The sequence below is a fragment of the Variovorax sp. E3 genome (assembly GCF_016082275.1).
In the GTDB taxonomy this organism is placed as follows: domain Bacteria; phylum Pseudomonadota; class Gammaproteobacteria; order Burkholderiales; family Burkholderiaceae_C; genus Variovorax.
This window is the reverse complement of the sequence record NZ_MOWM01000013.1, coordinates 1-25351: the sequence shown is the minus strand read 5'-3', so window position 1 is coordinate 25351 and position 25351 is coordinate 1. Positions and strand designations below refer to the sequence as shown.

The following is a 25351-nucleotide window of genomic DNA, read 5'->3' as shown; positions in this document are numbered from 1 at the left end:
GCGGGCCTTCAGTCCAGCTTCACGCCGGCCGTCTTGATGATCTGGCCCCAGCGCTCGCTCTCGGCGCGCGAGAGCTTGTAGAAGTCTTGCGGCGTGCCGGGAAGCGCCTCGAAGCCGAAGTCCGCGAACAGCTTCACCACCTTCGGCGCCTTCATCGCCTTGTGCAGCTCGGCATTGAGCCGCGCCACCGCTTCGGGCGGCATGCCGGCCGGGCCGATCAGGCCGTGGAAGGCGTAGGCGTTGACGTCGGGAAAGCCGGTCTCCACGAAGGTCGGCACCTCGGGCAGCGCGGTGGCGCGCTGCGGCAATGCGATGGCCAGCACCCGCACCTTGCCCGAGCGGATGATCGGCAGGCCCGAGGCCAAGTCCAGCATCATCACCGGCACCTGCCCGCCCATCACGTCGGTCATGGCGGGCGCGGCGCCCTTGTACGGCACGTGCGTGATCGTCAGGCCCGCCTTCTGCTTGAAGAGCTCCATCGCCATGTGGTGCGGCGAACCGTTGCCGGGCGACGCGTAGCTCACCTTGTCGGGGTTGGCCTTCACGTAGCGCACGAACTCCGCCACGGTCTTGGCGGGAAAGTCGGGGTGCACCACCAGCGCCACCGGGAAGCGGCCGATGGCGCCGATGTAGGTGAAGTCGCTCGCGGGCTTGTACGGCAGCTTCACGAACATGTGCTCGTTGAACAGCAGCGCCGCGTTCTCGGCCTGCATGACGGTGTAGCCGTCGGGCTTGGCCTGCATCATCACGGACACGCCGATGTTGGTCGAGGCGCCGGGCCGGTTGTCGATGATGAGCGGCTGCCCCAGCGACGGCTGCATGGCTTCGGCCAGCGAGCGCGCGAGGTTGTCGGTGCCGCCGCCGGCCGCGTAGGGCACGATCCACTTGACCGGCTGGCTCGGGTAGGCGGCCGGCTGCGCCGACACCAGGGACGTGGCCAGCGCGAGTGCCGAGGCCAGCAGGGGAAGGAAGCGTTTCATCATCGTCGGTTGTCTCCGTTGCTTGTTTTGAAATCGGTTCAGCTCATTCGCCGCGCAAGACCTGCCAGAGCTCGCGGTCGCGCTCGGCGGTCCACACGACCGGGTGTTCGATGCCGCGCAGCTCGTCATAGGCGCGCGACACATCGAAGGGCAGCACGTGCTGGAACACGGGCCAGTGGCCGAAGCGCGGCGTCATCGCCGCCTCGGCGCGCGCGAAGCAGCCGCGCAGCGTGTCGCCGGCCGCGATGCCGGCCTTCACGCTGTCGAGCAGCGTCGAAAGAAAGGCCTTGGTGAGGCCGATGGCTTCGGCGCATGCGGCCTCGTCCCGCAGCACCGCGCCGCGCCCCGGCACCAGCACGTGCGGGTTCAGCGCGCGCACCGCGTCGAGCGTGCCGGCCCAGTCGCCGATGTAGGCGTCGCCCGCGTACACGCCGCAGTGGTTCTCGACCACGTCGCCCGAGAACAGCACGCCGCAGTCGGGCAGCCAGGCCACGGTGTCGCCGCTCGAGTGGCCGCGGCCCAGCGCCATCAGCCGCAGTTCGCGGCCGGTGCCCGGGCGCGGGCCGAGCCACAGGCTCATCTGGCCCTGGAAGCTCATGGTGGGAAAAGTGAGGCCCGGAATTTCTTCCACGCCCGCGAACAGGCGCGGGAAGCGGCCCACCTCGGAGTCGAAGTCGGCCTGGCCGCGCGTGCGGATCCAGTCGAGCGTGCCGTTGCTCGCGATGACCTGTTCGACCTCGTCGAAGGCGCTCGCGCCCATCACGCGCACCGCGTGGTAGTGCGTGAGCACGATGGTCTTGATCGGCTTGTCGGTCACCGTGCGGATGGCCGCGAGAAAGTCGCGCGCCATGCGCGGCGTGGGGCGCGTGTCGATCAGCACCACCTGCGCGTCGCCGACGACGAAGCCGCAGTTGGGGTCGAAGTCGCTGATGTAGCCGTAGACGTCGGGCGCGAGTTCGCGCAGCTGGGGCTTCTGCTCGCGGGTGTCGGACGCGGAGGCGAAGGAAACGGTCGTGGTCATGGGGCGTGCGGTGTCGTTGTGTTTCTCAGGCTTCGGCTGCCGCGCGGATGCAGGCAAGCAGCACGCCCTGGTCGGCGCACTGGTTGGCCAGCAGCAGCACGAGGCGGGCGTGAGGTCGGCGCTGTGCGATTCGCTCAGGCCTTCGTGCGCGGCGAGCAGGGCGGCGTAGAAGCCGTCGGGGTCGGGGATGCGGGGCTCGGTGTTCATGGGGCGGTGTTGTGGGCGAGGGCGGTGCGCAATGCGGATGCGATGGCTTGTGGCGTGGCGTTCGCCAGCACGGCCGCGCGGTAGGCGTCGGGCCGCACCAGCGCGAAGCGCCCGCGCCTTCGATGCCGAGGTGGCTTGCGAGCCTGTCGTCGGCCTGCAGCGTGGGCAGGCCGCTGTCGCCGCCCACGGCCAGCAGGCGCAGCGGGAGCGAGGCGACGGCGTCGAGCGCCGCGCTGGCTTGCGCGCGTGTCGGCGCGAACCACAGGCCGATGCATTGCGTGCCTTCGGACAGCAGCTGCATCAGCGTCGTCTCGCGGCCGTCGGCCCAGCGCAGCGGCAGGTTCTGCACGGTGCGCCCGCCTTCGGGCAGCGCGGGTGCGGGCGGGTAGTCGTTCGCGACCGACATGCGCCCGGTGTTCACCAGCGCCCGCGCGAACGGATGGCGCGCGGCCAGCGCCACCACGGCGCGCCGCAGCGTGTGCTCCGCCGGCGAGCGCGGCGCCAGAAAGCGCGCCGAGCGGCTCGTCACCTGCAGGTTCTGCCGCGCGGCCGGTTGGCGCTCCGCGTCGTAGCTGTCGAGCAGCGCATCGCCCGCCTGGCCTTGCGCGACCAGCGCGAGCTTCCAGCCGAGGTTGGCCGCGTCCTGGATGCCGCTGTTGCCGCCGCGCGCGCCGAACGGGCTCACCACGTGCGCCGCGTCGCCGATGAAGAACACGCGGCCGTGTCGGAAGCTGTCGAGCAGGTGGTCGCGGTAGCCATACGGCCCGATCCACACGAACTCGAATTCCACGTCCGGCCCCAGCTGCTCGCGCAGCCGCGCGCCCGCCACTTCGGGCTGGCTGATGCGGGCGGTGTCGCAGTCTTCCGGCATCTGGTAGTCGATGCGCCACACGCCGTCGGCCATCAGGTGCTGCCACACGCCGCGGCCTTCGTTGAACGGTGCGTCGACCCAGGTCCAGCGCTCGGTCGGCAGCGGCTTCTTGAAGCGCACGTCGCTGATGCACCAGCGGTCGGTGCTGCGCGACGAATGCGCCTCGATGCCCAGCTGCGTGCGGATCGGGCTGTTGGCGCCGGTCGCGTCGATCAGCCGGTCGGCCTCCAGGGTGTAGCTGCCGGCGGGCGTCTCGATGTGCAGCCGTGCGCCGTCGGCCAGGTGCTCGACGCGCGTCACGCGGCTCTTCCAGCGCACGTCGGTCAGGCCCAGTTCGAGGATGCGCTCGACCAGGAACCACTCGATGTAGAACTGCTGCAGGTTGATGAACGGCGGCTGCCTGGAGACGCTGTGGGCCTGCAGGTTGAAGTTGTAGACCTCCTGCTCGCCCGAGAAGGTGCGCCCGAACGACCAGGTGATGCCCTTGGCCGCGATGCGCTCGTAGATGCCCAGGCGCTCGAAGATCTCCAGGCTCTTCTGCGCGTAGCAGATGCCGCGCGACGACGCGCCGCGCACGCCGACGGTGTCGTCCTCGTCGAGCAGCACGGCATGCACGCCGCGCTGCGCGAGGTCGCAGGCCAGCGTCAGGCCCGAGGGCCCGGCGCCGACGATCACGATCGGGTGGCGCACGACGTGCGTGCTGTTCAGTTCGGGGGGCGGCGTGAAGGGCCAGCTCGGCAGCTCGTAGGCCGGCGCGAATGCAAAGTTTTCCATGGCTCTGTGAAGGGCGACAGCGAGGGGTTGCAGCGAAGGACTACAGCGCGTGCGCGAATTCGGCGATCGCGTCCGCTGCCTTCGGAATCAGTTCGGGCTGCCCCGCGAGGTAGTGGTTGCCGCCGACGATGTCGACATTGCGGATGCGCGATCCGCCCGCCGCCATCCACGCATCGCGCGTGCTCGGAAAGGTCGACTGGTCGCCCGTGTAGGTCAGCAGCAGCTTGGGCACCGTGGTGCGCGCGAGGTTGGTCGGCCCGTCGGCCTGCGAGCGCGACGACCACTGCGAGAGGAACGCGGTCAGCGAGGTGGTGCGGCCCATGGCGTTGGCCGAATAGTTCACCTGCCGCGCGTCGCCCCACACGCTGCCCGGCAGGCGCGCGTTCGCGTCGAGCGACAGGTCGACGCAGCGCGGATCGGCATGCGTGCGGTAGACCACGAAGGCCTGGTCGCGCGGCGCGCCCGGCGTGCTTCGCAGCAGCGCGAGCCGGTCGACGGCCCACTGCTCGATGCGGTCCAGCCGCGCCTTCTGCGCGGCGCTGAAGCGCGCGAGAAAGTCGCGCTCGTAGGGCACGCGGTGGCGCGCGTCGTACATGTCGAGCTCGGGGTCCACCGAGAGCGGGTCGTGCTCGTCGGTGACCGAGGGGTCGATCCAGTCGCGCATGAGCCGCGTGCGGCCCAGGTGCGCGGCGCACAGTGCCAGGCCGTCCGCGGGCGGCAGGTCGCTGGCGTGCAGGTGCGTCGGGTCGCCGTCGGGCAGGTGCGTGGCCGTGAGCTGCTCGGCCTGCGCCTGGTAGAAGGCCGAGAGCGCGGCGCCGCCCGAGTTGCCGACCAGGAACACCTTCTCGTAGCCCGCCGCGCGCAGGTACTGCACGCCGGCGCCCAGGTCCTGAATGGCGCGCTCCATCAGCAGCACCGTGTCGTTGCCCACGAAGCGCGAGTTCAGCCCCATGCAGCAGATGCCGCGCTCGGCCAGCGGGCCGATCAGGTAGTGGCCCATGAAGTTGCTGGTCGGGTGCATCACGATGGCGGCCACCTTCTTCGGCCCCGGCGGCGCGCGAAACGCGCCGTAGATGCGGGGGCGCAGCAGCTGCAGGCCCGACTGGCTTTCCATGGCGGCGCCGGGCTTCACGTCGATGACGGCGAGTTGCAGCTCAGACATTCGGCGCGCCTTTCGCGGTGGCGCGAAGCTGTGCCTTGCGCACGGTCCACGCGTCGAGGTCGGCGCGGGCGCGCAGTGCGTGCGCGTCCATCTCGGCCTGCGGCACGGTCGGCGTGGTCAGCTCCACGCGAATGCCGTTGGGGTCGAAGAAGTAGATCGACTCGATGATGTGGTGGTCGGTCACGCCCAGCACCTCGACGCCCGCGCCTTCGAGCCGGGCCTTGGCGGCGAGCAGGTCGGCCACCGAATCGACGCGCAGCGCGATGTGGTTCACCCACGAGGGCGTGTTGGGCGAGGGCAGCGCGGCCACGTCGTCGCCCAGGTCGAAGAAGGCGATGTACGAACCGTCGCGCATCTGGAAAAAGATGTGCACGTAGGGGCAGTACTCGCCCGTGCTCGGCACGTGGTCGCTCTTGATGACGTGGGCCAGCGGCAGGCCCAGCAGGTCTTCGTAGAAGCGGCGGGTTTCCTCGCTGTCGCGGCAGCGCCAGGCGAAGTGGTGCAGCCCGCGCACGGGCGGTGGTGGGGGTGTCGGCATGGCGCGTGTCTCCGGTGAGCCGGTATTGGGCGATGCCGGGTCTATGATGCAATCGAAATTAATTCATCGATTGATGAAATAACCATATATATGAACCTCACCCTGCGCCAGTTGCGCGCCTTCGCCGCCGTGGCCGAGAGCGGCAGCTTCACCGCCGCGGCGCAGCAGCTGCACCTCACGCAGTCGGCGCTCAGCGTGCTGGTGCGCGAGCTCGAACGCGAAATGGGCGTGCAGCTGCTCGACCGCAACACCCGCAGCGTGCAGGTGTCCGAAGCCGGGCGCGAGTTCTTGCCGTCGGTGCACCGTCTGCTCGGCGACCTCACGAGCGCGGTGGCCGGCGTGACCGACTTGCGTGACAAGAAGAAAGGCTTGTTGCGGCTTGCGGCGCCGCAGCTCATGGCCTGCACGCTGATGCCGCGCGTGATTGCGCTGTACCGCGAGAAGTACCCGGGCGTCGACGTGCGCCTGGCCGACACGCTGCCCGAGAACCTGCTGGCGGGCGTCATGGCCGGCGACGTCGAGCTGGCCGTGGGGCAGGACGTGATGGTCGACGGCGCCATCGAGCGCCGCACGCTGTTCCGCGACCGCCATTGGCTGATCTGCCGCCCGGGCACGCCTTTGCCGACCGCCGCAAGGTGCGCTGGCACGAGCTCGGCCCCTACACCTTCATCGCCCCCACGCGCGACTTCCGCCAGCGCGTGCTGCCCGAGCTGGCCCCGGCCGAGTGCGACTACATGCTGCGCCCCGCCACCCAGGAGGTGTCGTACATGACCACGGCGCTCGGCATGGTGGCCTCGGGGCTCGGGCTCACGGTGTGCCCGACCTATTCGGCGCCGCTGGTGCGCGCCCACGGGCTGCGGATGGTGCGGCTCGAATCGCCCGACTTCCACCGCGAGGTCTGCGTCTACACCGCCGCGCGGCGCGGTCTCTCGCCGGCGGCCGCGGGCTTCGTGGAGATCCTCGGGCAGTTCGCCCAGGCGCGGCAAAAGGCCTGAAAAGCATCGGTGCGCGGCATCAGGCGCACAGGGCGGCGGCGGGGCGAAACCTACAATGCAGGCCGACCCGTCTTCCACCTCCTCCAGATCCATGAACGTCATTCGATTCACCGACCTCTGCGCACAGGGCAAAGCCGCCGGCCAGCGCGTCTTCATCCGTGCCGACCTCAACGTGCCGCAGGACGACGCCGGCAACATCACCGAAGACACGCGCGTGCGCGCCTCGGTGCCGTGCATCCAGCTGGCGCTGGACGCCGGCGCGGCCGTGATGGTCACCTCGCACCTGGGCCGCCCGACCGAAGGCGAGTTCAAGCCCGAAGACTCGCTGGCCCCCGTGGCCAAGCGCCTGGGCGAGCTGCTCGGCCGTGAAGTGCCGCTGGTGGCCAACTGGGTCGACGGCGTCGACGTCAAGCCCGGCCAGGTCGTGCTGCTGGAGAACTGCCGCGTCAACAAGGGCGAGAAGAAGAACGACGAGGCGCTGGCCCGCAAGCTGGCCGCGCTCACCGACATCTACGTGAACGACGCCTTCGGCACCGCCCACCGCGCCGAAGCCACCACCTACGGCATCGCCCAGTTCGCCAAGATCGCCGCGGCCGGCCCGCTGCTGGCGGCCGAGATCGACGCCATCACCAAGGCGCTGGCCCAGCCCAAGCGGCCGCTGGTGGCCATCGTGGCGGGCTCCAAGGTCAGCACCAAGCTCACCATCCTCAAGAGCCTGTCGGCCAATGTCGACCAGCTCATCGTGGGCGGTGGCATCGCCAACACCTTCATGCTGGCCGCCGGCCTGAAGATCGGCAAGTCGCTGGCCGAGGCCGACCTGGTCGACCAGGCCAAGGCCGTGATCGAGGCCATGCGCGCGCGCGGCGCCGACGTGCCGATCCCGGTCGACGTGGTCACGGCCAAGACCTTCGCAGCCGACGCGGTCGCCACCGTCAAGGACGCGAGCGACGTGGCCGACGACGACCTGATCCTGGACATCGGCCCCAAGACTTCGGCCCAGCTGGCCGCGCAGCTGCGCGAAGCCGGCACCATCGTCTGGAACGGCCCGGTGGGCGTGTTCGAGTTCGACGCCTTCGCGGGCGGCACCAAGGCCATCGCGCAAGCCATCGCAGAAAGCAGCGCGTTCTCGATCGCCGGCGGCGGCGACACGCTGGCCGCCATTGCCAAGTACGGCATCGAAAAGCAGGTCGGCTACATCTCGACCGGCGGCGGCGCCTTCCTCGAAGTGCTGGAAGGCAAGACCCTGCCGGCCTTCGAAATCCTGGCCAAGCGAGCCGCCGGCTGACCGTCGGCGCGGCGGGTGGCGTGACGAAAGCCCGTCCGGGTGACTTCCGTCAGACACACAAAGTGTATACAGTAGCGAATACAAAACGGAGACTACCCTCATGAGCACGGACCGCATCCCCCGCCACGCCACCAAGATCGTTGCCACGCTCGGTCCGGCGTCCAACACGCCGGAACTGCTGGAAAAGATGATCCTGGCCAAGGTCAGCGTGGTGCGCCTGAACTTCAGCCACGGCACGGCGCAGGACCACATCGACCGCGCCGCCATGGTGCGCGAAGCCGCCCGCCGCACGGGCCGCGAAGTGGCCATCATGGCCGACCTGCAGGGCCCCAAGATCCGCGTGGGCAAGTTCGCGCAGGGCAAGGTCTGGCTGGAGCCGGGCGCAAGTTCGTGCTCGACGCCTCGCGCACCGAGCTGGGCGACATCGACGCCGTGGGCCTCGACTACAAGGACCTGCCGCGCGACGTGAAGCCCGGCGACAAGCTGTTGCTGAACGACGGCCTGATCGTGCTCACGGTCGACGCGGTGCGCGGCGAAGCCGTGCACACCACCGTCAAGCTGGGCGGCGAGCTGTCCAACAACAAGGGCATCAACAAGCAGGGCGGCGGCCTCACCGCCCCCGCGTTGACCGCCAAGGACATGGAAGACATCAAGACCGCGATGAGCTTCCAGGCCGACTACGTGGCCGTGAGCTTTCCCAAGAACGCCACCGACATGGAAATGGCGCGCCAGCTGTGCAACGTGGCGGCGGCCGAGTTCGGCCACAAGCCCGGCATGATCGCCAAGATCGAGCGCGCCGAAGCCATTCCGCGCCTGGAAGAAATCCTGCGCGCCAGCGACGGCATCATGGTGGCGCGCGGCGACCTCGCGGTCGAGGTGGGCAACGCGGCCGTGCCGGCGCTGCAGAAGAAAATGATCCGCATGGCGCGCGACATGGACAAGGTGGTCATCACCGCGACCCAGATGATGGAGTCGATGATCACCAACCCCGTGCCCACGCGCGCCGAAGTCAGCGACGTGGCCAACGCCGTGCTCGACGGCACCGACGCCGTGATGCTCTCGGCCGAAACCGCCTCGGGCCGCTACCCGCTCGAAACGGTGCAGGAAATGAGCCGCATCTGCGAGGCCGCCGAAATCGCCGAGGACAAGACGCTCGACGCCGACTTCAGCGGCAAGACCTACAGCCGCATCGACCAGTCGATTGCCATGGGCGCGCTGTTCACGGCGCACCACCTGGGCGCCAAGGCCATCGTGGCGCTGACCGAGTCGGGCTCCACCATGCTGTGGATGAGCCGCCACCGCGCGCACATTCCCATGTACGCGCTGACCACCCGCCTGGCCACGCAGCGCAAGCTGGCGCTGTACCGCAACGTGCGCCCGCTGCTGATGGACTCGGAAAGCGACCGCGACACCGCGCTGCTGCAGGCCGAGAACCACCTGAAGAAGCGCGGCATCGTGCAGACCGGCGACGTCTACGCCATCACCTGCGGCGAGCCGATGGGTGCCCCGGGCGGCACCAATATGCTGAAAATCTGCCGCGTCAGCTGACGAGACGACCCCGCAACGGCCTCAGCCGTTGCGGAACAAGAAGCTGTAGGCGTTCAGGGCCGGCACCCCGCCCAGGTGCGCGTACAGCACCTTCGAGCCCGCCGGGAATTCCCCGAGCCGCACTTTCTCGATCATTCCGTGCATCGACTTGCCCTCGTACACAGGGTCGGTCAGCATGCCCTCGAAGCGCGCGCACAGGCGAATCGCCTCCAGCGTGCCGTCGTTCGGCAGCCCGTATTCGGGCCCGCCGAAGCGGCGGTCCAGCACCACGTCCTTCTCGGTGATGTCGCGGCCCAGCTCCACCAGCTCGGCCGTGCCCTTGGCGATGCGCACGATCTGCTCGAAGGTCTGCTGCGGCTTGGCCGAAGCGTCGATGCCGATCACCCGGTCAGAGCGGCCGTCGGCCGCGAAGCCCACCACCATGCCGGCCTGCGTGCTGCCCGTGACCGAGCAGGTCACGATGTAGTCGAACTTGAAGCCCAGCTCGGCCTCCTGCTGGCGCACCTCCTCGGCAAAGCCCACGAAGCCCAGGCCGCCGCGCGGGTGCTCCGAGCAGCCGGCCGGAATCGGGAACGGCTTGCCGCCGGCCTTGCGCACGTCGGCCATGGCTTCTTCCCAGCTCTTGCGGATGCCGATGTCGAAGCCCGCCGCATCGAGCCGCACGTCGGCGCCCAGGATGCGCGACATCTCGATGTTGCCGACCCGGTCGTACACCGCGTCGGAGTAGTTGACCCAGTTCTCCTGCACCAGCACGCATTTCAGGCCCAGGTGCGCGGCCACGGCGGCCACCTGCCGCGTCTGGTTCGACTGGATGCCGCCGATCGACACCAGCGTGTCGTAGCCGCCCTCGAGCGCCTCGGGAATCAGGTACTCGAGCTTGCGGGTCTTGTTGCCGCCGAAGGCCAGGCCGCTGTTGCAGTCCTCGCGCTTGGCGTAGAGGTCGACCTTGCCGCCCAGGTGCGCGCTCAGCCGCTTCAGCGGGTGGATCGGCGTGGGGCCGAAGGTCAGGGCGTGGCGGGGAAACTTCTTCAGGTTCACGGGTGCGGCTCCAGGGAGTTGAAGCCTTGAATCGTAGGAAGAAGGGCTCGCAACGTGCTTGCAAAGTTGGCTGGCTTAACGGAAGAAAAAAAGGCAGGATGGACGAATCGAAAACTTTCAGGCCGTGAAGAAAGCCATGAGCACAACAAAGTTGCGTGCCGCGCCGGAGCTCGATCGCACCGACCGCGCCATCCTCCGAGCCCTGCAGCGCGATGCGTCGCTGTCGAACGTGGCGCTGGCGGGCAAGGTCAACCTCAGCGCGGCGGCCTGCCTGCGGCGGGTCGAGCGGCTCAAGGCGTCGGGGCTCATCAAGGGCATCGTGGCGCTGCTGGACCCCGACGCGCTCGACGTCGGCATGCTCGTGATGATCGGCGTGGTGCTCGACCGCTCCACGCCCGACTCCTTCGCCGACTTCGAGAAGGCCGCGCAGAAGGTGTCGGGCTGCCTCGAATGCCACGTGGTCACGGGCGAGTTCGACTACTTCATGCTCGTGCGCACGCGCGACAACGACAGCTTCAACCGCCTGCACGCCGAGCAGCTGCTGTACCTGCCGGGCGTGCGGCAGATCCGCACCTTCGTCGTGTTGAAGCAGGTGCTGTCGACCACGCAGCTCCCCCTCTGACGAAACCGGTGGCGCGCCGCGCGCGTACTGTCGCGATGAGCCTTCCCACCTTCGCGTCCCTTCGCCAGCGCCGCGGCGCCCTCTTCACCACTTTTTCCGTCCTTGCCGCCGCCGCGCTCGCGGCCTGTTCCCCCATCAAGGTGCTCGGCCGGCTGGTGCCCGCCGACACCTACCAGTTCCAGGGCGGCATCGCCTACGGCAAGCGCCGCGCCAGCTGCTCGACGTGTACCAGCCGCTGCCCGCCACCGCGCCGGCCCGGGGCGCGCGGCCGCTGGTGGTGTTCTTCTTCGGCGGCACCTGGACCACGGGCGACCGCGCGAGCTTCCGCTTCGTGGGCGAGGCGCTGGCCGCGCGCGGCGCGGTGGTGGTGATTCCCGACTACGGCCTGTCACCCACTTTTACTTATCCGGCGTTCGTGCGCGACAGCGCGCTGGCCGTCAAGTGGGCGCTCGACAACGCCGCGCAGCTGGGCGCCGACCCGAAACAGGTCTACGTGATGGGCCACAGCTCGGGCGGCTACAACGCCGCGATGGTGGCGCTGGACGAACGCTGGCTGGACGAGGTGGGCGCCAGCCCGAGCCAGCTCGCGGGCTGGATCGGCCTGGCCGGCCCCTACGACTTTCTGCCCATCGGCGACCCGCAGGCCCAGGCGGCCTTCAACTGGCCGAACACGCCGCGCGACTCGCAGCCGCTGGCGCATGTCACGCCGGCCGCGCCGCGCACGCTGCTGCTGGCGGCCTCGAAGGACACCCTGGTCTACCCCGACCGCAACACCGGCCAGATGGCCTCGGCGCTGCGCGCGGCGGGCGTTCCGGTGGAGGTGCGGATGTTCGACAACCTGAGCCACATCACGCTGATCGGGGCCTTCGCCAAGCCCATCCAGTGGCTGGGCGGGCCGGTGCTGCCGCCGGTCATGGCCTTCCTCGGGTTGGCGTCAGTGCCGTCCGACAAGGTCGCTCGGTAGAATTAGGACAGTTTTTCTCGTCTTTCAGTCTTCTCTTTTTCCTAATTCCCGCGAGGTATTTCCCCATGGCACTCGTCTCGATGCGCGAACTGCTCGACCATGCCGCAGCCAATGGCTACGGCATTCCGGCCTTCAACGTCAACAACCTCGAACAGGTCCAGGCCGTGATGGAGGCCGCCAAGGAAACCGGCGCGCCTGTCATCCTGCAAGCCAGCGCAGGCGCGCGCAAGTACGCCGGCGAAGCCTTCATCAAGCACCTGATCCAGGCGGCCATCGAGCAGTACCCGAACATTCCGCTGGTCATGCACCAGGACCACGGCCAGAACCCCGACGTCTGCAAGGGCGCCATCGACCTGGGCTTCAGCTCGGTCATGATGGACGGCTCGCTCGAGGCCGACGGCAAGACCATCGCCAGCTACGACTACAACGTGGACGTCACCAAGAAGGTGTCGGACATGGCCCACCGCCTGGGCGTGACGGTCGAAGGCGAACTCGGCTGCCTGGGCTCGCTCGAGACCATGAAGGGCGACAAGGAAGACGGTCACGGCACCGACGACACCATGACGCGCGAGCAGCTGCTGACCGACCCCGAGCAGGCCGCCGACTTCGTCAAGCGCACGCAAATCGACGCGCTGGCCATTGCCATCGGCACCAGCCACGGCGCCTACAAGTTCACGCGCGAGCCCACCGGCGACATCCTGGCGATCGACCGCATCAAGGAAATCCACCGCCGCATTCCCAACACCCACCTGGTGATGCACGGCTCGTCGAGCGTGCCGCAAGAGCTGCTGGCCATCATTCGCCAGTACGGCGGCAACATGAAGGAAACCTACGGCGTGCCCGTCAAGGAAATCCAGGAAGCCATCAAGCACGGTGTGCGCAAGATCAACATCGACACCGACATCCGCCTGGCCATGACCGGCGCGGTGCGCAAGTTCCTGTTCGAGAACCCCGAGAAGTTCGACGCCCGCGAATGGCTCAAGCCCGCGCGCGAGGCCGCCAAGCTGATCTGCAAGCAGCGCTACATCGAGTTCGGCTGCGAAGGCCAGGGCGCCAAGATCAAGGGCGACACGCTGCAAGTGGTCGCCGCCAAGTACGCCAAGGGCGAACTGGCGCAGGAAGTCGTCTAAAACCGCCTTGCGATTCGAAGGCCACCGTTCGCGGTGGCTTTTTTCTGCGCGCACAATCCGCTTTCACCGTCCCACGTTTCCCACCGCATTTGTTGTTGCTCCCATGACCACCGTCCACACCTCCTCCATCCAGAGCCTGCCCCTGCTTGCGCGCGGCAAGGTGCGCGACAACTACGCCGTCGGTGAAGACCGCATCCTCATGGTCGCCAGCGACCGCCTGAGCGCGTTCGACGTGATCATGGGCGAGCCCATTCCCGGCAAGGGCGAGATCCTCACGCAAATGGCGCTGTGGTGGTTCGAGCGGCTCGGCCAGCTGTGCCCCAACCACCTGACCGGCGACGCGCCCGAAAGCGTGGTCACGCCCGACGAGGTACCCCAGGTCACGCAGCGCTCGATGCTGGTCAAGCGCCTGAAGCCGATTCCGGTCGAGGCCGTGGTGCGCGGCTACCTGGCCGGCAGTGGCTGGAAGGAATACCAGGAATCGCGTTCGGTCTGCGGCGTGCCGCTGCCCGAGGGCCTGACCAACGCCAGCAAGCTGCCGCGCCCGATCTTCACGCCCGCCGCCAAGGCCGCCGCCGGCGAGCACGACGAGAACATCAGCTACGAGCGCGTGGTCGAGATCGTCGGCCCCAAGCTGGCCCAGCAGATCCGCGAAACCAGCATCGCCATCTACGAAACCGCCGCGCAGATCGCCCTGACCAAGGGAATGATCATTGCCGACACCAAGTTCGAGTTCGGCCTGGACGAGGCCGGCACGCTGGTGCTGATGGACGAGGTGCTCACGCCCGACAGCTCGCGCTACTGGCCGGTGGAAGGCTACGAGGCCGCGCTGGCCGCAGGCGCCAACCCGCCCAGCTACGACAAGCAGTTCGTGCGCGACTGGCTCGAGGCCACCAAGATCAACGGCAAGCCCTGGGACAAGACGCCGCCGGCGCCGCGCCTGCCGGCCGAGGTCATCGAGAAGACCGCCGCCAAGTACCGCGAGGCGCTCGAGCGCCTCACGGGCTGATCGCGGCTTTTTCCTTCTTTTTCAGCGCCCGCTGGAACTCAGCAGCGCCACGGTCCGTCCGCCTGCGTCCAGCAGCGCCAGGCGGCCGGGGCCGGCGAGGCTGTAGCTCGACGTGCTCTGCAGCGCCGAGATGAACTGCGCCTCGTTGGCACCGCGCGTCGGGTCGAGGCAGGCCATGCGGGTCGAGGCCAGCTGGCCGAGCTTCAGCGAGACGCCCGCGCGCGTGAACGTGCCCGAAATGCGGTTGCAGCCGCCCGAGCCGCTGACCCGGCTGCTGGAGCGGTCGAACTGGATCTGCGCGCCGTTGTCCGGCGGCAGGGGCTCGGTGCCCAGTTGCACGAGGCGCCAGGTGGGCCCTTCGATCGGCTCGTCGAGGCTGATGCCGCTCCCGCAACCGCTCAAGGCAGTCGACAGTGCCGCCGCCGCAAGGACGGGGAGCGCCATGCGGCGGGTGAGGCGGGCGAGTGAGCGCATGGCCGGTCTTCCTTTTCAAATCTGCAACAAGTTGAATCGGGCGTGATCGTATGCGACGGCGCCTGCCTCGCCAATGCCACCCCGCCCGGCGACGGGGCATGAAAAAAGCGACCCGAAGGTCGCTGGATGGGGTTGCCGGGGGTCAGCTCAGCACCACGCTGCTCAGGCGGCGGCGGTAGGTGGCCACCACCGGATCGTCCGGCGGGATCTGCCCGTCGGCCACCTTGACCTTCGGCGGCTCGATCAGGTCGAGGATCGCGATGTAGGTCTTGCGGGCGAGGTCTTCGCTCCAGGTCTTGTCGCGCATCAGGATGTCGAGCAGCTCGTCCATCGCGTCGGTCCAGCGCTGGGCGGCCATCAGCAGGCGGGCGCGGGCGAAGCGGGCGTCGAAGTCGCGCTTGTTGGCGGTGATCTTGGCGTCGAAATCGGCGATGGCCGGCGCGGCGCCGGTGGGTGGTGCTGCGAAATCGATAGCATCCATCCAGCGCTGCAGCGCGTCGAAGCGGCGCACCAGCGTGGTCTTGGCGATCACCGGGGCAAAGGCGACCTTGGCGTCGTCGTGGCGGCCTTCCTGCAGCAGCAGCTTGATGTAGTCGAAGCGGGCGTCGTCGTTGGCGGGGTCGGTGGCCACGGCATGCTGCAGCTTCTCGAGCGCGCCCTGGGTGTCGCCCTCGGCCAGCGCCTCTTGTGCGGCGGCTTCTTCCGAGGCCGCCTCGGCCTCGTCGGCGCCGGGCACGTGCTTGTCGAGGAACTCGCGGATCTTGTCGGCCGGAATGGCGCCCACGAAGCCGTCGACCGGCTGGCCGTCCTTGAACATCACGCAGAACGGGATGCTGCGCACGCCGAACATCTCGGACAGCTGCGACGAAATCTGCGGCACCTTGTCGGCGTCGAGCTTGGCCAGCGTGAAGCGGCCGGCGTACTCGACCTCGAGCTTTTCGAGCACCGGGCCGAGCTGTTTGCAGGGGCCGCACCATTCGGCCCAGATGTCCAGCAGCACCGGCGTGGCAACGGAGCCTTCGATCAGTTCGGCCTGGAAATTTTCGAGAGTGATGTCGATCATCGGAACCAACTGAGGGTGAAACGTAAAATTGAAACCATGAACGAAACCATTCAGGTCGGTGTAGTGATGGGCTCGAGCTCCGATTGGGAGACGATGCGCAACGCGGTCGAGATTCTCCAGCAATTCGGAATCAGCCACGAAGCAAAGGTGGTCTCGGCCCACCGCATGCCCGATGCGCTCTTTGCGTATGCCGAAAGTGCCGCCGGGCGCGGCCTCGCCGCGATCATCGCCGGCGCGGGCGGCGCGGCGCATCTGCCGGGCATGCTGGCGTCCAAAACCACGGTGCCGGTGCTCGGCGTGCCGGTGGCCAGCCGCCACCTGCAGGGCGTCGATTCGCTCTACAGCATCGTGCAGATGCCCAAGGGCGTGCCCGTGGCCACCTTCGCCATCGGCAATGCCGGCGCGGCCAACGCGGCGCTGTTCGCGGTGTCGATGCTGGCGGTGAACGACCCGGCGCTGCGCGCGAAGCTCGACGCCTTCCGCACGACCCAGACCGCCGCCGCCGAAGCCATGACCCTGCCCCCGGCCCCCGCCGGCGAGGCACCTTCGGTGTCCCCTTTCTCGCCGCAAGGCGGAGGTGCCCTGTGACCAACGGTGACCTGCCCATTCTTCCGGGCGCCACGCTCGGCGTGCTCGGCGGTGGGCAGCTGGGGCGCATGTTCGCCCACGCGGCCCAGCGCATGGGCTACTTCACGGCGGTGCTCGACCCCGACACCGACAGCCCCGCCGGCCGCGTGAGCCACCACCACATCCACACCGACTACGACGACGTCGACGGCCTGGCCCGCCTGGCCGGCCTGGCCGACGCGGTGACCACCGAATTCGAGAACGTGCCCGCGCCCTCGCTGGAGCACCTGGCCGTGGCCCGGCCCGTGTCGCCCGGCGCCTCGGCCATTGCCATCGCGCAGGACCGCATCGCCGAGAAGGCCCATTTCACCCGCTGCGGCGTGCCCTGCGCGCCCTACGCGGCCATCGAGACCGCCGCCCAGCTGGCGGCGGTGGACGACAGCCTGCTGCCCGGCATCCTGAAGACCGCCCGCCTGGGCTACGACGGCAAGGGCCAGCAGCGCGTGAAGACGCGCGCCGAGCTGGTCGACGCCTGGCAGGCCACGGGCTGCGTGCCCTGCGTGCTCGAGAAGATGCTGCCGCTCGAATTCGAGTGCTCGGTGATCCTGGCGCGCGGACGCGACGGGCAGATCGTGCACTTTCCGCCGCAGCGCAACCTGCACCGCGACGGCATCCTCGCGGTGACCGAGGTGCATCCGCAGAACATGCCCAAGACGGTGGCGCAGGGCGCGGTCAACTCGGCCAAGAGCATCGCCAACGGCCTGGGCTACGTGGGCGTGCTGTGCGTCGAGTTCTTCGCGCTGGCCGACGGCTCGCTGGTCGTCAACGAAATGGCGCCGCGCCCGCACAACAGCGGCCACTACACGATGGAAGCCTGCGACGTGTCGCAGTTCGAGCTGCAGGTGCGCACGCTCGCCGGCCTGCCGCTGGCCGCGCCGCGCCAGCACAGCCCGGCCATCATGCTCAACCTGCTGGGCGACCTGTGGTTTCCCGAGGGTGCCGACAAGCCAGTGTCCCCGCGCTGGAGCGAAGTGCTCGCGCTGCCCGGCGTGCACTTGCACCTCTACGGCAAGATGGAACCGCGCCGCGGCCGCAAGATGGGCCACCTGACCCTCACCGGCGCCACGCTCGACACCGTGCGCGCCACCGCCTCGCAGGCCGCGCTGCTGCTGGGCCTGCCGGCGGTGACCACCGCCGACCTCGCATGATCCTCGACGGCCACGCCCCCGACGCCATCGCCGAGGCCGCGCGCGTGCTGCGCGCGGGCGGGCTGGTCGCCTTCCCGACCGAGACCGTCTACGGCCTGGGCGCCGACGCGAGCAGCGACACCGCCGTGGCCGGCATCTTCGCGGCCAAGGGGCGGCCCGCCGACCACCCGCTGATCGTGCACGTGGCGGCCGGCGTGAAGGGCACCGAGTCGCTGTCGCGCTTCGCGCAGCCGCTGCCGGCGTCGCGCAGAAGCTGGTGCAGGCCTTCTGGCCCGGCCCGCTCACGCTGATCGTCACGCGCCAGCCCGGCGTGGGCGCCGCCGCCGCCGGCGGACAGGACACCATCGGCCTGCGCTGCCCCTCGCACCCCGTGGCGCAGGCGCTGCTCGAAGCCTGCGCCGAACAGGGCGTGCCGGGGCTCGCGGGCCCCAGCGCCAACCGCTTCGGCCGCGTGAGCCCGACCACGGCGCAGCACGTGTTCGACGAGTTCGGTGACGAACTGCTGGTGATCGACGGCGGCGCCTGCGCGGTCGGCATCGAGTCGACCATCGTCGACTGCAGCCGGGGCGCGCCCGTGCTGCTGCGCCCCGGCCTCATCACGCGCGCGCAGATCGAGGCGGCCTGCGGCGAAAAGCTCGCCGACCGCGAAGTGCTCGAAACGCCCGACCCGCGCGCCTCGGGCACGCTGGAGGCGCACTACGCGCCCGACGCCAAGGTGCGCCTGATGGACGCCAAGGCCATCCAGACCGGCCTGGACGTGCTGGGCGCCAACGCCGCGCACATTGCCGTGTGGTCGCGCACCGTGATGCGCAGCCGCTCGCAGCGCGTGCTGCAGCGGCGCATGCCCGACGACGCCGCGGCCAGCGCGCAGCAGCTGTTCGCGGTGCTGCGCGCCTTCGACGCCGAAGGCGTCAAGCTGATCTGGGTCGAGACGCCGCCCGACACCCCCGAATGGGAGGGTGTCAGGGACCGCCTGCAGCGCGCGGCCGCGGCCTGATCTCGCTCAGCTGCCGGCCGCCAGCACGCCCTGGAAGAAGCCGCGGGCCGAGGCCAGGCAGAACGGCGGCGCCAGCCCGCCGTGGTAGGCCTGGGTCACGGCCGTGGCCTTGTCGGTCGCGCTGCCCGGGGTGTTCTGCGCCAGCAGGCTCTTGGCCTGCGCGAAGCCGGCACGCGCCGTGGCGTAGGCGTCGGTCGCGGCCGAATCCTCCAGGTCGACCACCGTCAGCGCGGCGGCGGGCATGCCCTTGGCGCGGAAGTAGCCGGCGGTGGCGCGGGTGCTGACGAAGTTCACCGTCGGGTCGTTGGCGCCGCCGCACATCAGCATCGGCTTGGCCGGCACCCAGTTGCGCAGGTCGTTCGCCAGCGCCGCCTTGCGAAAGCCCGTGGTCGGCTTGCAGTCCAGCGGGTTGGCCGTGCCCACCGAAGCCGGGGTGGCGGGTAGCGCATTGCCGGTGCAGGGGTTCGACTGGATGTCGCTCGCCGCCTGCGTCAGGTAGCTCTGGCGGATCAGGTTGTTGGCGCCGTAGAAGATCGCCAACTGCGAGTTCAGCGGGCCCGGCACCGCGTCGGCCGGGAACAGCGCCAGCTGCGGCAGCTTGCCCGTCTGGAACAGCGTGGCGATGGGCGTCGTGCTCGGCAGCAGGGTGTCGATGCCGGTGGCGTACTGGTTCTCGTAGACGTCGGTGGTGGCGTTGTAGACGTTGCCGAACTGCTGCTGCCAGCTGGTCGACAGCAGCGGCACGAAGAGCGTCGCGCCCAGCGCCGGCCAGCCCTCGAAGGTGTAGTCGGTCAGCAGGCTGATGGCCGAGGGCGCCGACAGCGGCGCCGACGCCGTCACCGCCTTGCCCGTGGCCTGCATCTCGCGGTGCGCCGCCATCGCGACGTAGCCGCCCTGCGAATAGCCGGTGATCAGCAGCGAACCCGCGTCGTTGGCGCCGATGTCGCCGAAGGTCTTGCGTGCCGCCGTGAGCGCGTCGACCATGTCCTTGCCCTGCTGGTCGCCGTTGAGATACGGGTGGTAGGGCAGCGTCGACTTGTCGTAGCCCGCGTAGTTGGGCGCCACCACGATGAAGCCCTGCGCCGCGAACATGGCCGCGATCATCAGGCCCTCGCCGGCGGCCGGCTGGGTGGTGTCGGTCCACTTGGCCAGGTTGTAGTTGCGCGCGGGCGTGGTGCCGTGCGCATACAGCACCACCGGGCGCTGGCCGCTGCAGGCCGCGTCGCTGCCCGTGGGCACCATGATCGCGGCGGTGGCGTTGGTGGCTTCGTTCTTGCCGCCGATGGTGCGGTATTCGAGGGCGCGCAGGTCGATGCCGCACTTGGGCGTGCCCGCCACCTGCAACAGTGCCTTGCCCTGGTCGCTGGCCTGCAGGCTGCTCGTGAACTGCGCGGCCGTCAGGTTGGCCGTCTGCGCGGGCGGGCCGGAGACGACCGAGCCCCGGCCGGTGTCGCCGCCGCCGCCACCGGGCAGCAGCCCGCCGAAGCCGATGCCCCCGCCGTCCCCGCCCCCGCCGCAGGCGGTCAACAGCAGCGTGGCGCCCGCGAGTGCGAGCGCGGCGCCGGAATGTGCAACGGTCTTTTCATGGGGTATGTCTCCTGCGTGGATGTTGTCGTGCCGGAGGGCCGAAACGAACGGTCGTTCGCATGACCCGCCGCGATTTTGCGCAGGGGGCGGGGCAGCGCGCAAGCGGCGCACCCCGGTAGAGTTTTCAGTACACCGGCCGTGGCGGCCGGCGCAGCGCAGGTTCAGTCCTGCGAGGCCCAGTCGACCAGCGCGTCGAAGGCGGCGCGCGCAGCCCCGGCGTTCTCGGCGTTGGCGATGGCCACCAGCACGTAGCGCCGGCCGCTCGCGCCGTCGACGAAGCCGGCCACGCCCGACGCATCGCGCAGCGTGCCGGTCTTCAGGTGGGCCGAGCCGCCCGAGCGCAGCGTGCGCTTCTTCAGCGTGCCGTCCACGCCCATCGAGGGCAGCGACGACACCAGCTCCGGCATCACCGGCGAGCGCCACGCCACCTGCAGCATCTTGCCCAGCGCCGCCGCGCTGATGCGCTCGTCGCGCGACAGGCCCGAGCCATTCTCGAACACCGGCGGCGCCTCGCCCGTGCCGATGCGCTCGCGCCACCACTGGCCCAGCGCGGTGCGCGAGGCTCGAAGGTGCCGCGGTTCTTCTGCGTGAGCCCGATGGTGAGGAACAGCTGCTGCGCCATCACGTTGTTGCTGTACTTGTTGATGTCGCGCACCACCTCGGCCAGCGGCGGCGACTCGAACTCGAGGCCGGCTTCAGCCCCGCCGGCACGCGCCCTTCGCGCATCTGCCCGCCCACGCGCCCGCCCATCTCGGCCCACATGCCGCCGATGGCGCGCAGGCTGTAGGTGCGCGGGTCGGCGTAGGCCACGGCCCAGCTCTTCTCGCCGCAGCCGGTGGGGAAGCCGCCGTTGAAGCGGATGCGGTTCACGTCGCTGAAGTCAGCGCGCAGCGTGGTGCGCCAGTCGCCGCATTCGCCGGGCACCAGCGGCACCGTGGCCGGCATGGCCACGCTGGCCAGCGGGGGCTCGTAGTTCACGCGCGCGATCTGGCCCGTGCGGTCGGGCGCGAAGCTCATGTTGACCGACTTGAAGTTGACCAGCAGCGCGTCGGGCGAGGCGTTGTAGGGGCGCAGCGGCTCGCCGTCGAAGGCGGCCGGGTCGCCCTCGACCGTGTTCTCGAAGGCGCTGCGGTCCACGATGATGTCGCCGCTCACGGTGGTGATGCCCAGCCCCTGCACGTGGCGCAGCAGCAGCCACATGCGCTCCAGCACCAGCTTGGGGTCGCCCTGTCCCTTGATGTAGAGGTTGCCGTTCAGCACGCCGTTGTTCACCGTGCCGTCGGTGTAGACCGGGGTGGTCCAGTTGTAGGCCGGGCCGAGCAGGTCGAGCGCGGCGTAGGTGGTCACCAGCTTCATGATCGACGCCGGGTTCACCGGCACCTGCGTGCGCCAGGCCAGGCGCGGCGGGCGCACGCCGTCGGCATCGGCCACCAGCATGGTCACGGCTTCGCGCGGCACCTTGGCGCGGGCGAGGGCGGCATCGACCTGGGTCGGAAGGGCTTGCTGGGCGAGGGCGCCGGCCGGGGCCAGCATCGCGAGGGTCATCAGGGCGCCGGCGGCGCGGGGGGGGAGGCGAAGGGTCGTGCGTGCGGCAAAAGGCATGCGCCCATTATCCCGACGCGGTGCGGCCGGGGCTTCTTCCTCAGAAGCCGAACGAGGCCTGCGGGTCGGGGGTGTCCTGCGAGAGTTGCGCGTCGAAGTGCATGCCTTCGAGTTCGAGCATGTGGATCTTCACGGCCGGCCCGCCCGGCGCCGAAAAGCCGCCCAGCTTGCCGCCGGCCGCGAGCACGCGGTGGCAGGGAATGATCAGCGACACCGGGTTGCGCGCCATGGCCTGGCCGACGTCGCGCGCGGCCTCTGGGCCTTCGCCCAGTTCCTTGGCGAGCGTGCCGTAGGTGGTGGTGTCGCCCCAGCCGAGCTTGCGCGCCGCAACGTAGACCTTTGCAAAGAACGCGTCCTGCTCGCGCAGGTCGAGCGTGAAGGCGGAGAAGTCGACGGGCTCGCCCGCGAAGTAGCGCTGCGCGGCGGCGATCGCTTCAGCCACTTCGGGTGTCGGCGTGCCGGGCGTTGCCAGGGGCAGCCGGCGCCGCAGGTTCCGGTCAGCCGCCTCGGCGCTCTCTGACTGCAGCACGAAGCGCGTGATGCCCACGCCGTTCCAGGCAATGGCGCAGAAGCCGCCCACGGTGCGCAAGACGGCGTAGCTGTGGGAGGCGGCGGGGTGCATGCAAGGGCTCCGAAGCGGTGGGCGAACAAATCATAGGCCGGCCCCGCCGAACAGGTGCAAGCGCGCGTGATACAGCAGCATCACCGTCTTGGCGTCCTGGATGCGGCCGTCGGCCACCATCGCCAGCGTCTCGTCGATGCCCAGTTCCAGCACCTCGATGTCCTCGCCCTCTTCCGCCAGCCCGCCGCCCGCGCCGACGCGCATCGACGGCTCGTAGGGCGCGACGAAGAAGTGCAGCTTCTCGGTCACCGAGCCCGGGCTCATGAAGCATTCGAAGATCTTGCGCACTTCGCCCAGCCGCAAGCCCAGCTCTTCCTCGACCTCGGCGCGGATGCGTTCCTCGGGCGCCGCGTCGTCGAGCAGGCCGGCGGCCGCCTCGATCAGCAGTTCGTCGTGTCCGTTCACGAAGGCCGGGTAGCGGAACTGGCGCACCAGCAGCACCGTGCGCCGCGCGAGGTTGTACGGCAGCAGCGTGGCGCCGTTGCCGCGGTCGTAGGTTTCGCGGTGCATGCGTTGCCACTGGCCGTCGTTGCGCCGCCAGTCGAAGGCCGTGGTGCGCAGGGTGTACCAGTTGTCGGAAAGCAGGGTGACTTCGTGCACCCGGACGCGGTCTTGAAGGGTCATGGGCGGCGAGCATATGCGCACATTCGTGCAATAACAAGAAAATTCGTGCAAACAACGGCAAGGCCCGATACCATCGGCCGATGCTCACCCGCCAGCGCAAGCAACACATCCTCTCGGTCCTGAAGCGCGACGGCAACGTCGTGGCCAAGGCGCTCAGCGAAGAACTCGGCCTGTCGGAAGACACGCTGCGCCGCGATCTGCGCGAGATGGCGGCCGAGGGCCTGCTGCAGCGCGTGCACGGCGGCGCGCTGCCGCTCGCGCCGGCCGAGGCCGACTTCGCGGGACGCCAGCAGCTGGCCTCCGCCGAAAAGGTCGCCATCGGCCGCGCCGCCGCGCGCCTCGTCAAGCCGGGGCAGGTGGTGTTCATCGACGGCGGCACCACCGCCGTGCAGCTCGCGCGCCACCTGCCGCGCACGCTGCGGGCCACGGTGGTCACGCACAGCCCGTCGGTGGCGGTGGAGCTGGTGTCGCACGCCGACATCGAGGTGGTGCTGATCGGCGGGCGGCTGTTCAAGCACTCGCTGGTGGCCGTGGGTTCGGCGGCGATGGCGGCCATTTCCCGCATCCACGCCGACACCTATTTCATGGGCGTCACCGGGGTGCACGCCGAGGCGGGGCTGACCACGGGCGACCTCGAAGAGGCCGAAATCAAGCGCGCGCTGATGGCCGCGGCCGCCGAGACGGTGGTGCTGGTCTCGTCCGAGAAGCTGGGCGCGGCCTCGGCCTGGGTGGTCAACCCGTTGGCCTCGGCCACCACGCTGCTGGTGTCGCCGGACGCGCCGGCCCAGGCGCTGGCGCCGCTGCGCAAGACGGGGCTGGCCATCCTGCGCAGCGATAACCAGGGATAACGCAGGGCAGCGACCGGGATTGCCCGCCCCTCGATAATCGGGGGATGCCTCTTTCGCCCCGTTTCTTTTTCCGCACGTCCGGCACCGGTGCGGCCCCGGGGTGTCCCGCCGATGTCTAAGCTGCTGGCCTTCGACACGAGCACCGAGCACCTGTCGGTCGCGGTGCTGCACGGCGAGCGCCTGCTCGCGCACAGCGGCGTGGGCGGCGCGCAGGCCTCGACCACCTTGCTCCCGCTGATTCAGCAACTGCTGGGCGAGGCCGGGCTGGCGCTGGCCGAGCTCGACGCCATCGTCTTCGGGCGCGGCCCCGGCTCGTTCACCGGCCTGCGCACCGCATGTTCGGTGGCGCAGGGGCTGGCCTTCGGCGCGCATGTGCCGCTGCTGCCGGTCGACACCCTGCTGGCCGTGGCCGAAGAGGCACGCCATGCCTTCGGCGCGCGGCAGGTGGTGGCGGTGCTCGACGCCCGCATGGACCAGCTCTACGCCGCGCGCTACGACTTCGACGCCGCCGGCCCCGGCCCTGCCCAGCCAGGTGGTGGCGACGAGCCCCTGCTGCTGTCGCCCGACGACCTGGACGTGCCCGCCGGCTTCGCGCTGGCCGGCAACGCCTTCACCGCCTACGGCCCGCGCCTGCCGCAGGCCAAGGCCCGCCACGAGGCCCTGCCCACCGCCACCGCCATGCTGCGGCTCGCGCCCGCGCTGCTGGCGGCCGGTCGCACCGTGCCCGCGGCGCAGGCCTGGCCGCTCTATGTTCGCGATAAAGTGGCGCAAACCACCGAAGAGCGCGCCGCCATCAAGGCGGCCGCCGCATCGGCGGCAGCAGTTCCTTCCAGCCCCGCATGAGCGCCGTCCTCCAGCCCGTCGAAGCCCGCCTCGAACCGCTCACCATCGAGCGGATCGACGCTGTCTGCGCGGTGGAGCAGACGGCCTACAGCCACCCCTGGACGCGCGCCAACTTCACCGACTCGATGGCCGTGGGCTACCACTGCCAGTGCCTGCTGGCGCCCGGCGTGGCGCCGGGCGTGGAGTCGCCCGTCACCAGCCTGGGCGAAACGCTCATCGGCTATTTCGTCGCCATGAAGGGCGTCGACGAGGTGCACCTGCTGAACATCACCGTGGCCCCGGCTTTCCAGCGCCAGGGCTGGGCGCCGCTCATGCTCGAGGCGCTGGGCGGCTGGTCGCGCGGCGAAGGCGCGCAGTGGCTGTGGCTCGAGGTGCGCCAGAGCAACCAGCGCGCGCTCGACATCTACGTGCGCCACGGTTTTCGCAGCGTGGGCGTGCGCAAGGGCTACTACCCGGCCCATGACGGCAAGCGCGAGGACGCGGTCGTCATGAGCCTGCGATTGAATGAAACAGGCACCGCCTGGGGAGCCTTGCGATGAGCGCGGTGCAGACATTGAAGCTCGCGCGCGCCAGCGCGCGATGCTCGACGAAATGGGCGTGAAGGTCTGGTGGCCCGTGCCGCCGCAGGTCGTGCAAGCCGAGCCCGAACCCGTGCAGGCCGCGCCCGAAGCCGAGCCGCCCCAAGAAGACTACGTGCCGACCGCCGAAGAGCGCATGGAGGCTGAAATGCCCGTGGCCGCGCCGCCGCCGCCGCGCGCGCCGGCTGCCCGTC

General features: G+C 69.7%; 20 protein-coding genes and 7 pseudogenes. 14 read left to right on the top strand and 13 right to left on the bottom strand.

Annotation, left to right across the window (positions count from 1 at the left end; genetic code table 11):
• Positions 1-8: 8 nt before the first annotated feature.
• The 6 genes and pseudogenes from BMG07_RS07475 to BMG07_RS07455 form a co-directional block, all read right to left on the bottom strand.
• Positions 9-980 carry a tripartite tricarboxylate transporter substrate binding protein gene (locus BMG07_RS07475; protein ID WP_198084054.1) on the bottom strand — a complete coding sequence of 324 codons (972 nt, stop codon included), beginning with the start codon at positions 978-980 and terminating at the stop codon, positions 9-11.
• Between the two features lie 43 nt (positions 981-1023).
• A complete protein-coding gene (locus BMG07_RS07470) occupies positions 1024-2001 on the bottom strand; it encodes an MBL fold metallo-hydrolase (RefSeq protein WP_269758752.1) in 978 nt (325 codons plus the stop codon).
• Positions 2002-2157: 156 nt separating this feature from the next.
• A pseudogene (locus BMG07_RS44735) lies at positions 2158-2208 on the bottom strand (hypothetical protein); the annotation flags it as partial.
• Positions 2205-3853 (bottom strand): annotated as a pseudogene (locus BMG07_RS07465) (FAD-dependent monooxygenase). The pseudogenes BMG07_RS44735 and BMG07_RS07465, both read right to left, overlap by 4 nt.
• A gap of 40 nt (positions 3854-3893) precedes the next feature.
• Positions 3894-5015, bottom strand: a complete 1122-nt coding sequence (locus BMG07_RS07460) for a S9 family peptidase (protein ID WP_198084017.1) — start codon at positions 5013-5015, stop codon at positions 3894-3896.
• Positions 5008-5553, bottom strand: a complete 546-nt coding sequence (locus BMG07_RS07455; protein ID WP_198084016.1) for a VOC family protein — start codon at positions 5551-5553, stop codon at positions 5008-5010. Before BMG07_RS07455 ends, BMG07_RS07460 begins: the two co-directional genes overlap by 8 nt.
• 90 nt (positions 5554-5643) lie before the next feature.
• On the opposite strand from BMG07_RS07455, the pseudogene BMG07_RS44730 reads away from it, so the two are divergent.
• The 3 genes and pseudogenes from BMG07_RS44730 to pyk all read left to right on the top strand — a co-directional run bounded on the left by BMG07_RS44730 (position 5644) and on the right by pyk (position 9381).
• A pseudogene (locus tag BMG07_RS44730) lies at positions 5644-6548 on the top strand (LysR substrate-binding domain-containing protein).
• 91 nt (positions 6549-6639) lie between these two features.
• On the top strand, positions 6640-7833 hold the full coding sequence (locus tag BMG07_RS07445) for a phosphoglycerate kinase (RefSeq protein ID WP_198084015.1): 1194 nt from the start codon (positions 6640-6642) through the stop codon (positions 7831-7833).
• A gap of 100 nt (positions 7834-7933) precedes the next feature.
• A pseudogene (gene pyk / locus BMG07_RS07440) lies at positions 7934-9381 on the top strand (pyruvate kinase).
• A gap of 21 nt (positions 9382-9402) precedes the next feature.
• Here pyk and BMG07_RS07435 read toward each other — a convergent pair.
• Positions 9403-10419, bottom strand: coding sequence for a 1-aminocyclopropane-1-carboxylate deaminase (locus BMG07_RS07435; RefSeq protein ID WP_198084014.1), 1017 nt, complete (start codon positions 10417-10419; stop codon positions 9403-9405).
• A gap of 136 nt (positions 10420-10555) precedes the next feature.
• Here BMG07_RS07435 and BMG07_RS07430 point away from each other — a divergent pair, with 136 nt between their 5' ends.
• From BMG07_RS07430 to BMG07_RS07415, 4 genes are all read left to right on the top strand, one after another.
• Positions 10556-11041, top strand: a complete 486-nt coding sequence (locus tag BMG07_RS07430) for an Lrp/AsnC family transcriptional regulator (protein ID WP_198084013.1) — start codon at positions 10556-10558, stop codon at positions 11039-11041.
• Positions 11042-11264: 223 nt separating this feature from the next.
• Entirely contained in the window at positions 11265-12005 is a 741-nt protein-coding gene (locus BMG07_RS07425) for an alpha/beta hydrolase (protein WP_307866894.1), read from the top strand.
• 65 nt (positions 12006-12070) lie between these two features.
• Positions 12071-13135, top strand: coding sequence for a class II fructose-bisphosphate aldolase (gene fba / locus BMG07_RS07420; RefSeq protein ID WP_081268804.1), 1065 nt, complete (start codon positions 12071-12073; stop codon positions 13133-13135).
• A gap of 103 nt (positions 13136-13238) precedes the next feature.
• A complete protein-coding gene (locus BMG07_RS07415) occupies positions 13239-14144 on the top strand; it encodes a phosphoribosylaminoimidazolesuccinocarboxamide synthase (protein WP_198084012.1) in 906 nt (301 codons plus the stop codon).
• 21 nt (positions 14145-14165) lie between these two features.
• Here BMG07_RS07415 and BMG07_RS07410 read toward each other — a convergent pair whose 3' ends face one another.
• Both BMG07_RS07410 and BMG07_RS07405 read right to left on the bottom strand, forming a co-directional pair.
• Positions 14166-14618: an META domain-containing protein gene (locus BMG07_RS07410; protein WP_198084011.1), complete on the bottom strand. Its 453-nt coding sequence runs from the start codon at positions 14616-14618 to the stop codon at positions 14166-14168.
• A 142-nt stretch (positions 14619-14760) separates the two neighbouring features.
• Positions 14761-15681: a tetratricopeptide repeat protein gene (locus BMG07_RS07405; protein WP_198084010.1), complete on the bottom strand. Its 921-nt coding sequence runs from the start codon at positions 15679-15681 to the stop codon at positions 14761-14763.
• 36 nt (positions 15682-15717) lie between these two features.
• On the opposite strand from BMG07_RS07405, the gene purE reads away from it, so the two are divergent.
• The 3 genes and pseudogenes from purE (at position 15718) to BMG07_RS07390 (ending at position 18453) form a co-directional block, all read left to right on the top strand.
• Entirely contained in the window at positions 15718-16269 is a 552-nt protein-coding gene (gene purE, locus BMG07_RS07400) for a 5-(carboxyamino)imidazole ribonucleotide mutase (RefSeq protein ID WP_198084009.1), read from the top strand.
• Positions 16266-17456: a 5-(carboxyamino)imidazole ribonucleotide synthase gene (locus BMG07_RS07395; protein WP_198084008.1), complete on the top strand. Its 1191-nt coding sequence runs from the start codon at positions 16266-16268 to the stop codon at positions 17454-17456. Before purE ends, BMG07_RS07395 begins: the two co-directional genes overlap by 4 nt.
• Positions 17453-18453: pseudogene (locus tag BMG07_RS07390) on the top strand (L-threonylcarbamoyladenylate synthase). Before BMG07_RS07395 ends, BMG07_RS07390 begins: the two are co-directional and overlap by 4 nt.
• Before the next feature lie 6 nt (positions 18454-18459).
• Here BMG07_RS07390 and BMG07_RS07385 read toward each other — a convergent pair.
• The 4 genes and pseudogenes from BMG07_RS07385 to BMG07_RS07370 all read right to left on the bottom strand — a co-directional run bounded on the left by BMG07_RS07385 (position 18460) and on the right by BMG07_RS07370 (position 22888).
• Positions 18460-19983 (bottom strand): alpha/beta hydrolase family protein, encoded by a 1524-nt coding sequence (locus BMG07_RS07385; RefSeq protein ID WP_374221248.1) that lies wholly within the window; start codon positions 19981-19983, stop codon positions 18460-18462.
• A 218-nt stretch (positions 19984-20201) separates the two neighbouring features.
• Positions 20202-21642, bottom strand: a pseudogene (gene dacB / locus BMG07_RS07380) (D-alanyl-D-alanine carboxypeptidase/D-alanyl-D-alanine-endopeptidase).
• A 40-nt stretch (positions 21643-21682) separates the two neighbouring features.
• On the bottom strand, positions 21683-22264 hold the full coding sequence (locus BMG07_RS07375; protein WP_198084007.1) for a methylated-DNA--[protein]-cysteine S-methyltransferase: 582 nt from the start codon (positions 22262-22264) through the stop codon (positions 21683-21685).
• Between the two features lie 30 nt (positions 22265-22294).
• On the bottom strand, positions 22295-22888 hold the full coding sequence (locus tag BMG07_RS07370; protein WP_198084006.1) for a GDP-mannose pyrophosphatase: 594 nt from the start codon (positions 22886-22888) through the stop codon (positions 22295-22297).
• An 80-nt stretch (positions 22889-22968) separates the two neighbouring features.
• On the opposite strand from BMG07_RS07370, the gene BMG07_RS07365 reads away from it, so the two are divergent.
• The 4 genes and pseudogenes from BMG07_RS07365 to BMG07_RS41710 form a co-directional block, all read left to right on the top strand.
• Positions 22969-23736: a DeoR/GlpR family DNA-binding transcription regulator gene (locus BMG07_RS07365; RefSeq protein ID WP_198084005.1), complete on the top strand. Its 768-nt coding sequence runs from the start codon at positions 22969-22971 to the stop codon at positions 23734-23736.
• Between the two features lie 111 nt (positions 23737-23847).
• Positions 23848-24579, top strand: a complete 732-nt coding sequence (gene tsaB / locus BMG07_RS07360; RefSeq protein ID WP_198084004.1) for a tRNA (adenosine(37)-N6)-threonylcarbamoyltransferase complex dimerization subunit type 1 TsaB — start codon at positions 23848-23850, stop codon at positions 24577-24579.
• Positions 24576-25118, top strand: a complete 543-nt coding sequence (rimI, locus tag BMG07_RS07355; RefSeq protein ID WP_198084003.1) for a ribosomal protein S18-alanine N-acetyltransferase — start codon at positions 24576-24578, stop codon at positions 25116-25118. Before tsaB ends, rimI begins: the two co-directional genes overlap by 4 nt.
• A gap of 40 nt (positions 25119-25158) precedes the next feature.
• A pseudogene (locus tag BMG07_RS41710) lies at positions 25159-25351 on the top strand (uracil-DNA glycosylase); the annotation flags it as partial.

What these genes read in the sequence shown, in the direction of transcription:
- BMG07_RS07470 (WP_269758752.1), bottom strand. Translation starts at nt 2,001, where the DNA reads ATGACCACGACCGTTTCCTTCGCCTCCGCGTCCGACACCCGCGAGCAG.
- BMG07_RS07430 (WP_198084013.1), top strand. Translation starts at nt 10,556, where the DNA reads ATGAGCACAACAAAGTTGCGTGCCGCGCCGGAGCTCGATCGCACCGAC.
- tsaB (WP_198084004.1), top strand. Translation starts at nt 23,848, where the DNA reads ATGTCTAAGCTGCTGGCCTTCGACACGAGCACCGAGCACCTGTCGGTC.
- BMG07_RS07455 (WP_198084016.1), bottom strand. Translation starts at nt 5,553, where the DNA reads ATGCCGACACCCCCACCACCGCCCGTGCGCGGGCTGCACCACTTCGCC.
- fba (WP_081268804.1), top strand. Translation starts at nt 12,071, where the DNA reads ATGGCACTCGTCTCGATGCGCGAACTGCTCGACCATGCCGCAGCCAAT.
- BMG07_RS07410 (WP_198084011.1), bottom strand. Translation starts at nt 14,618, where the DNA reads ATGCGCTCACTCGCCCGCCTCACCCGCCGCATGGCGCTCCCCGTCCTT.
- BMG07_RS07415 (WP_198084012.1), top strand. Translation starts at nt 13,239, where the DNA reads ATGACCACCGTCCACACCTCCTCCATCCAGAGCCTGCCCCTGCTTGCG.
- BMG07_RS07365 (WP_198084005.1), top strand. Translation starts at nt 22,969, where the DNA reads ATGCTCACCCGCCAGCGCAAGCAACACATCCTCTCGGTCCTGAAGCGC.
- BMG07_RS07405 (WP_198084010.1), bottom strand. Translation starts at nt 15,681, where the DNA reads ATGATCGACATCACTCTCGAAAATTTCCAGGCCGAACTGATCGAAGGC.
- BMG07_RS07375 (WP_198084007.1), bottom strand. Translation starts at nt 22,264, where the DNA reads ATGCACCCCGCCGCCTCCCACAGCTACGCCGTCTTGCGCACCGTGGGC.
- BMG07_RS07460 (WP_198084017.1), bottom strand. Translation starts at nt 5,015, where the DNA reads ATGTCTGAGCTGCAACTCGCCGTCATCGACGTGAAGCCCGGCGCCGCC.
- purE (WP_198084009.1), top strand. Translation starts at nt 15,718, where the DNA reads ATGAACGAAACCATTCAGGTCGGTGTAGTGATGGGCTCGAGCTCCGAT.
- BMG07_RS07370 (WP_198084006.1), bottom strand. Translation starts at nt 22,888, where the DNA reads ATGACCCTTCAAGACCGCGTCCGGGTGCACGAAGTCACCCTGCTTTCC.
- BMG07_RS07445 (WP_198084015.1), top strand. Translation starts at nt 6,640, where the DNA reads ATGAACGTCATTCGATTCACCGACCTCTGCGCACAGGGCAAAGCCGCC.
- rimI (WP_198084003.1), top strand. Translation starts at nt 24,576, where the DNA reads ATGAGCGCCGTCCTCCAGCCCGTCGAAGCCCGCCTCGAACCGCTCACC.
- BMG07_RS07475 (WP_198084054.1), bottom strand. Translation starts at nt 980, where the DNA reads ATGAAACGCTTCCTTCCCCTGCTGGCCTCGGCACTCGCGCTGGCCACG.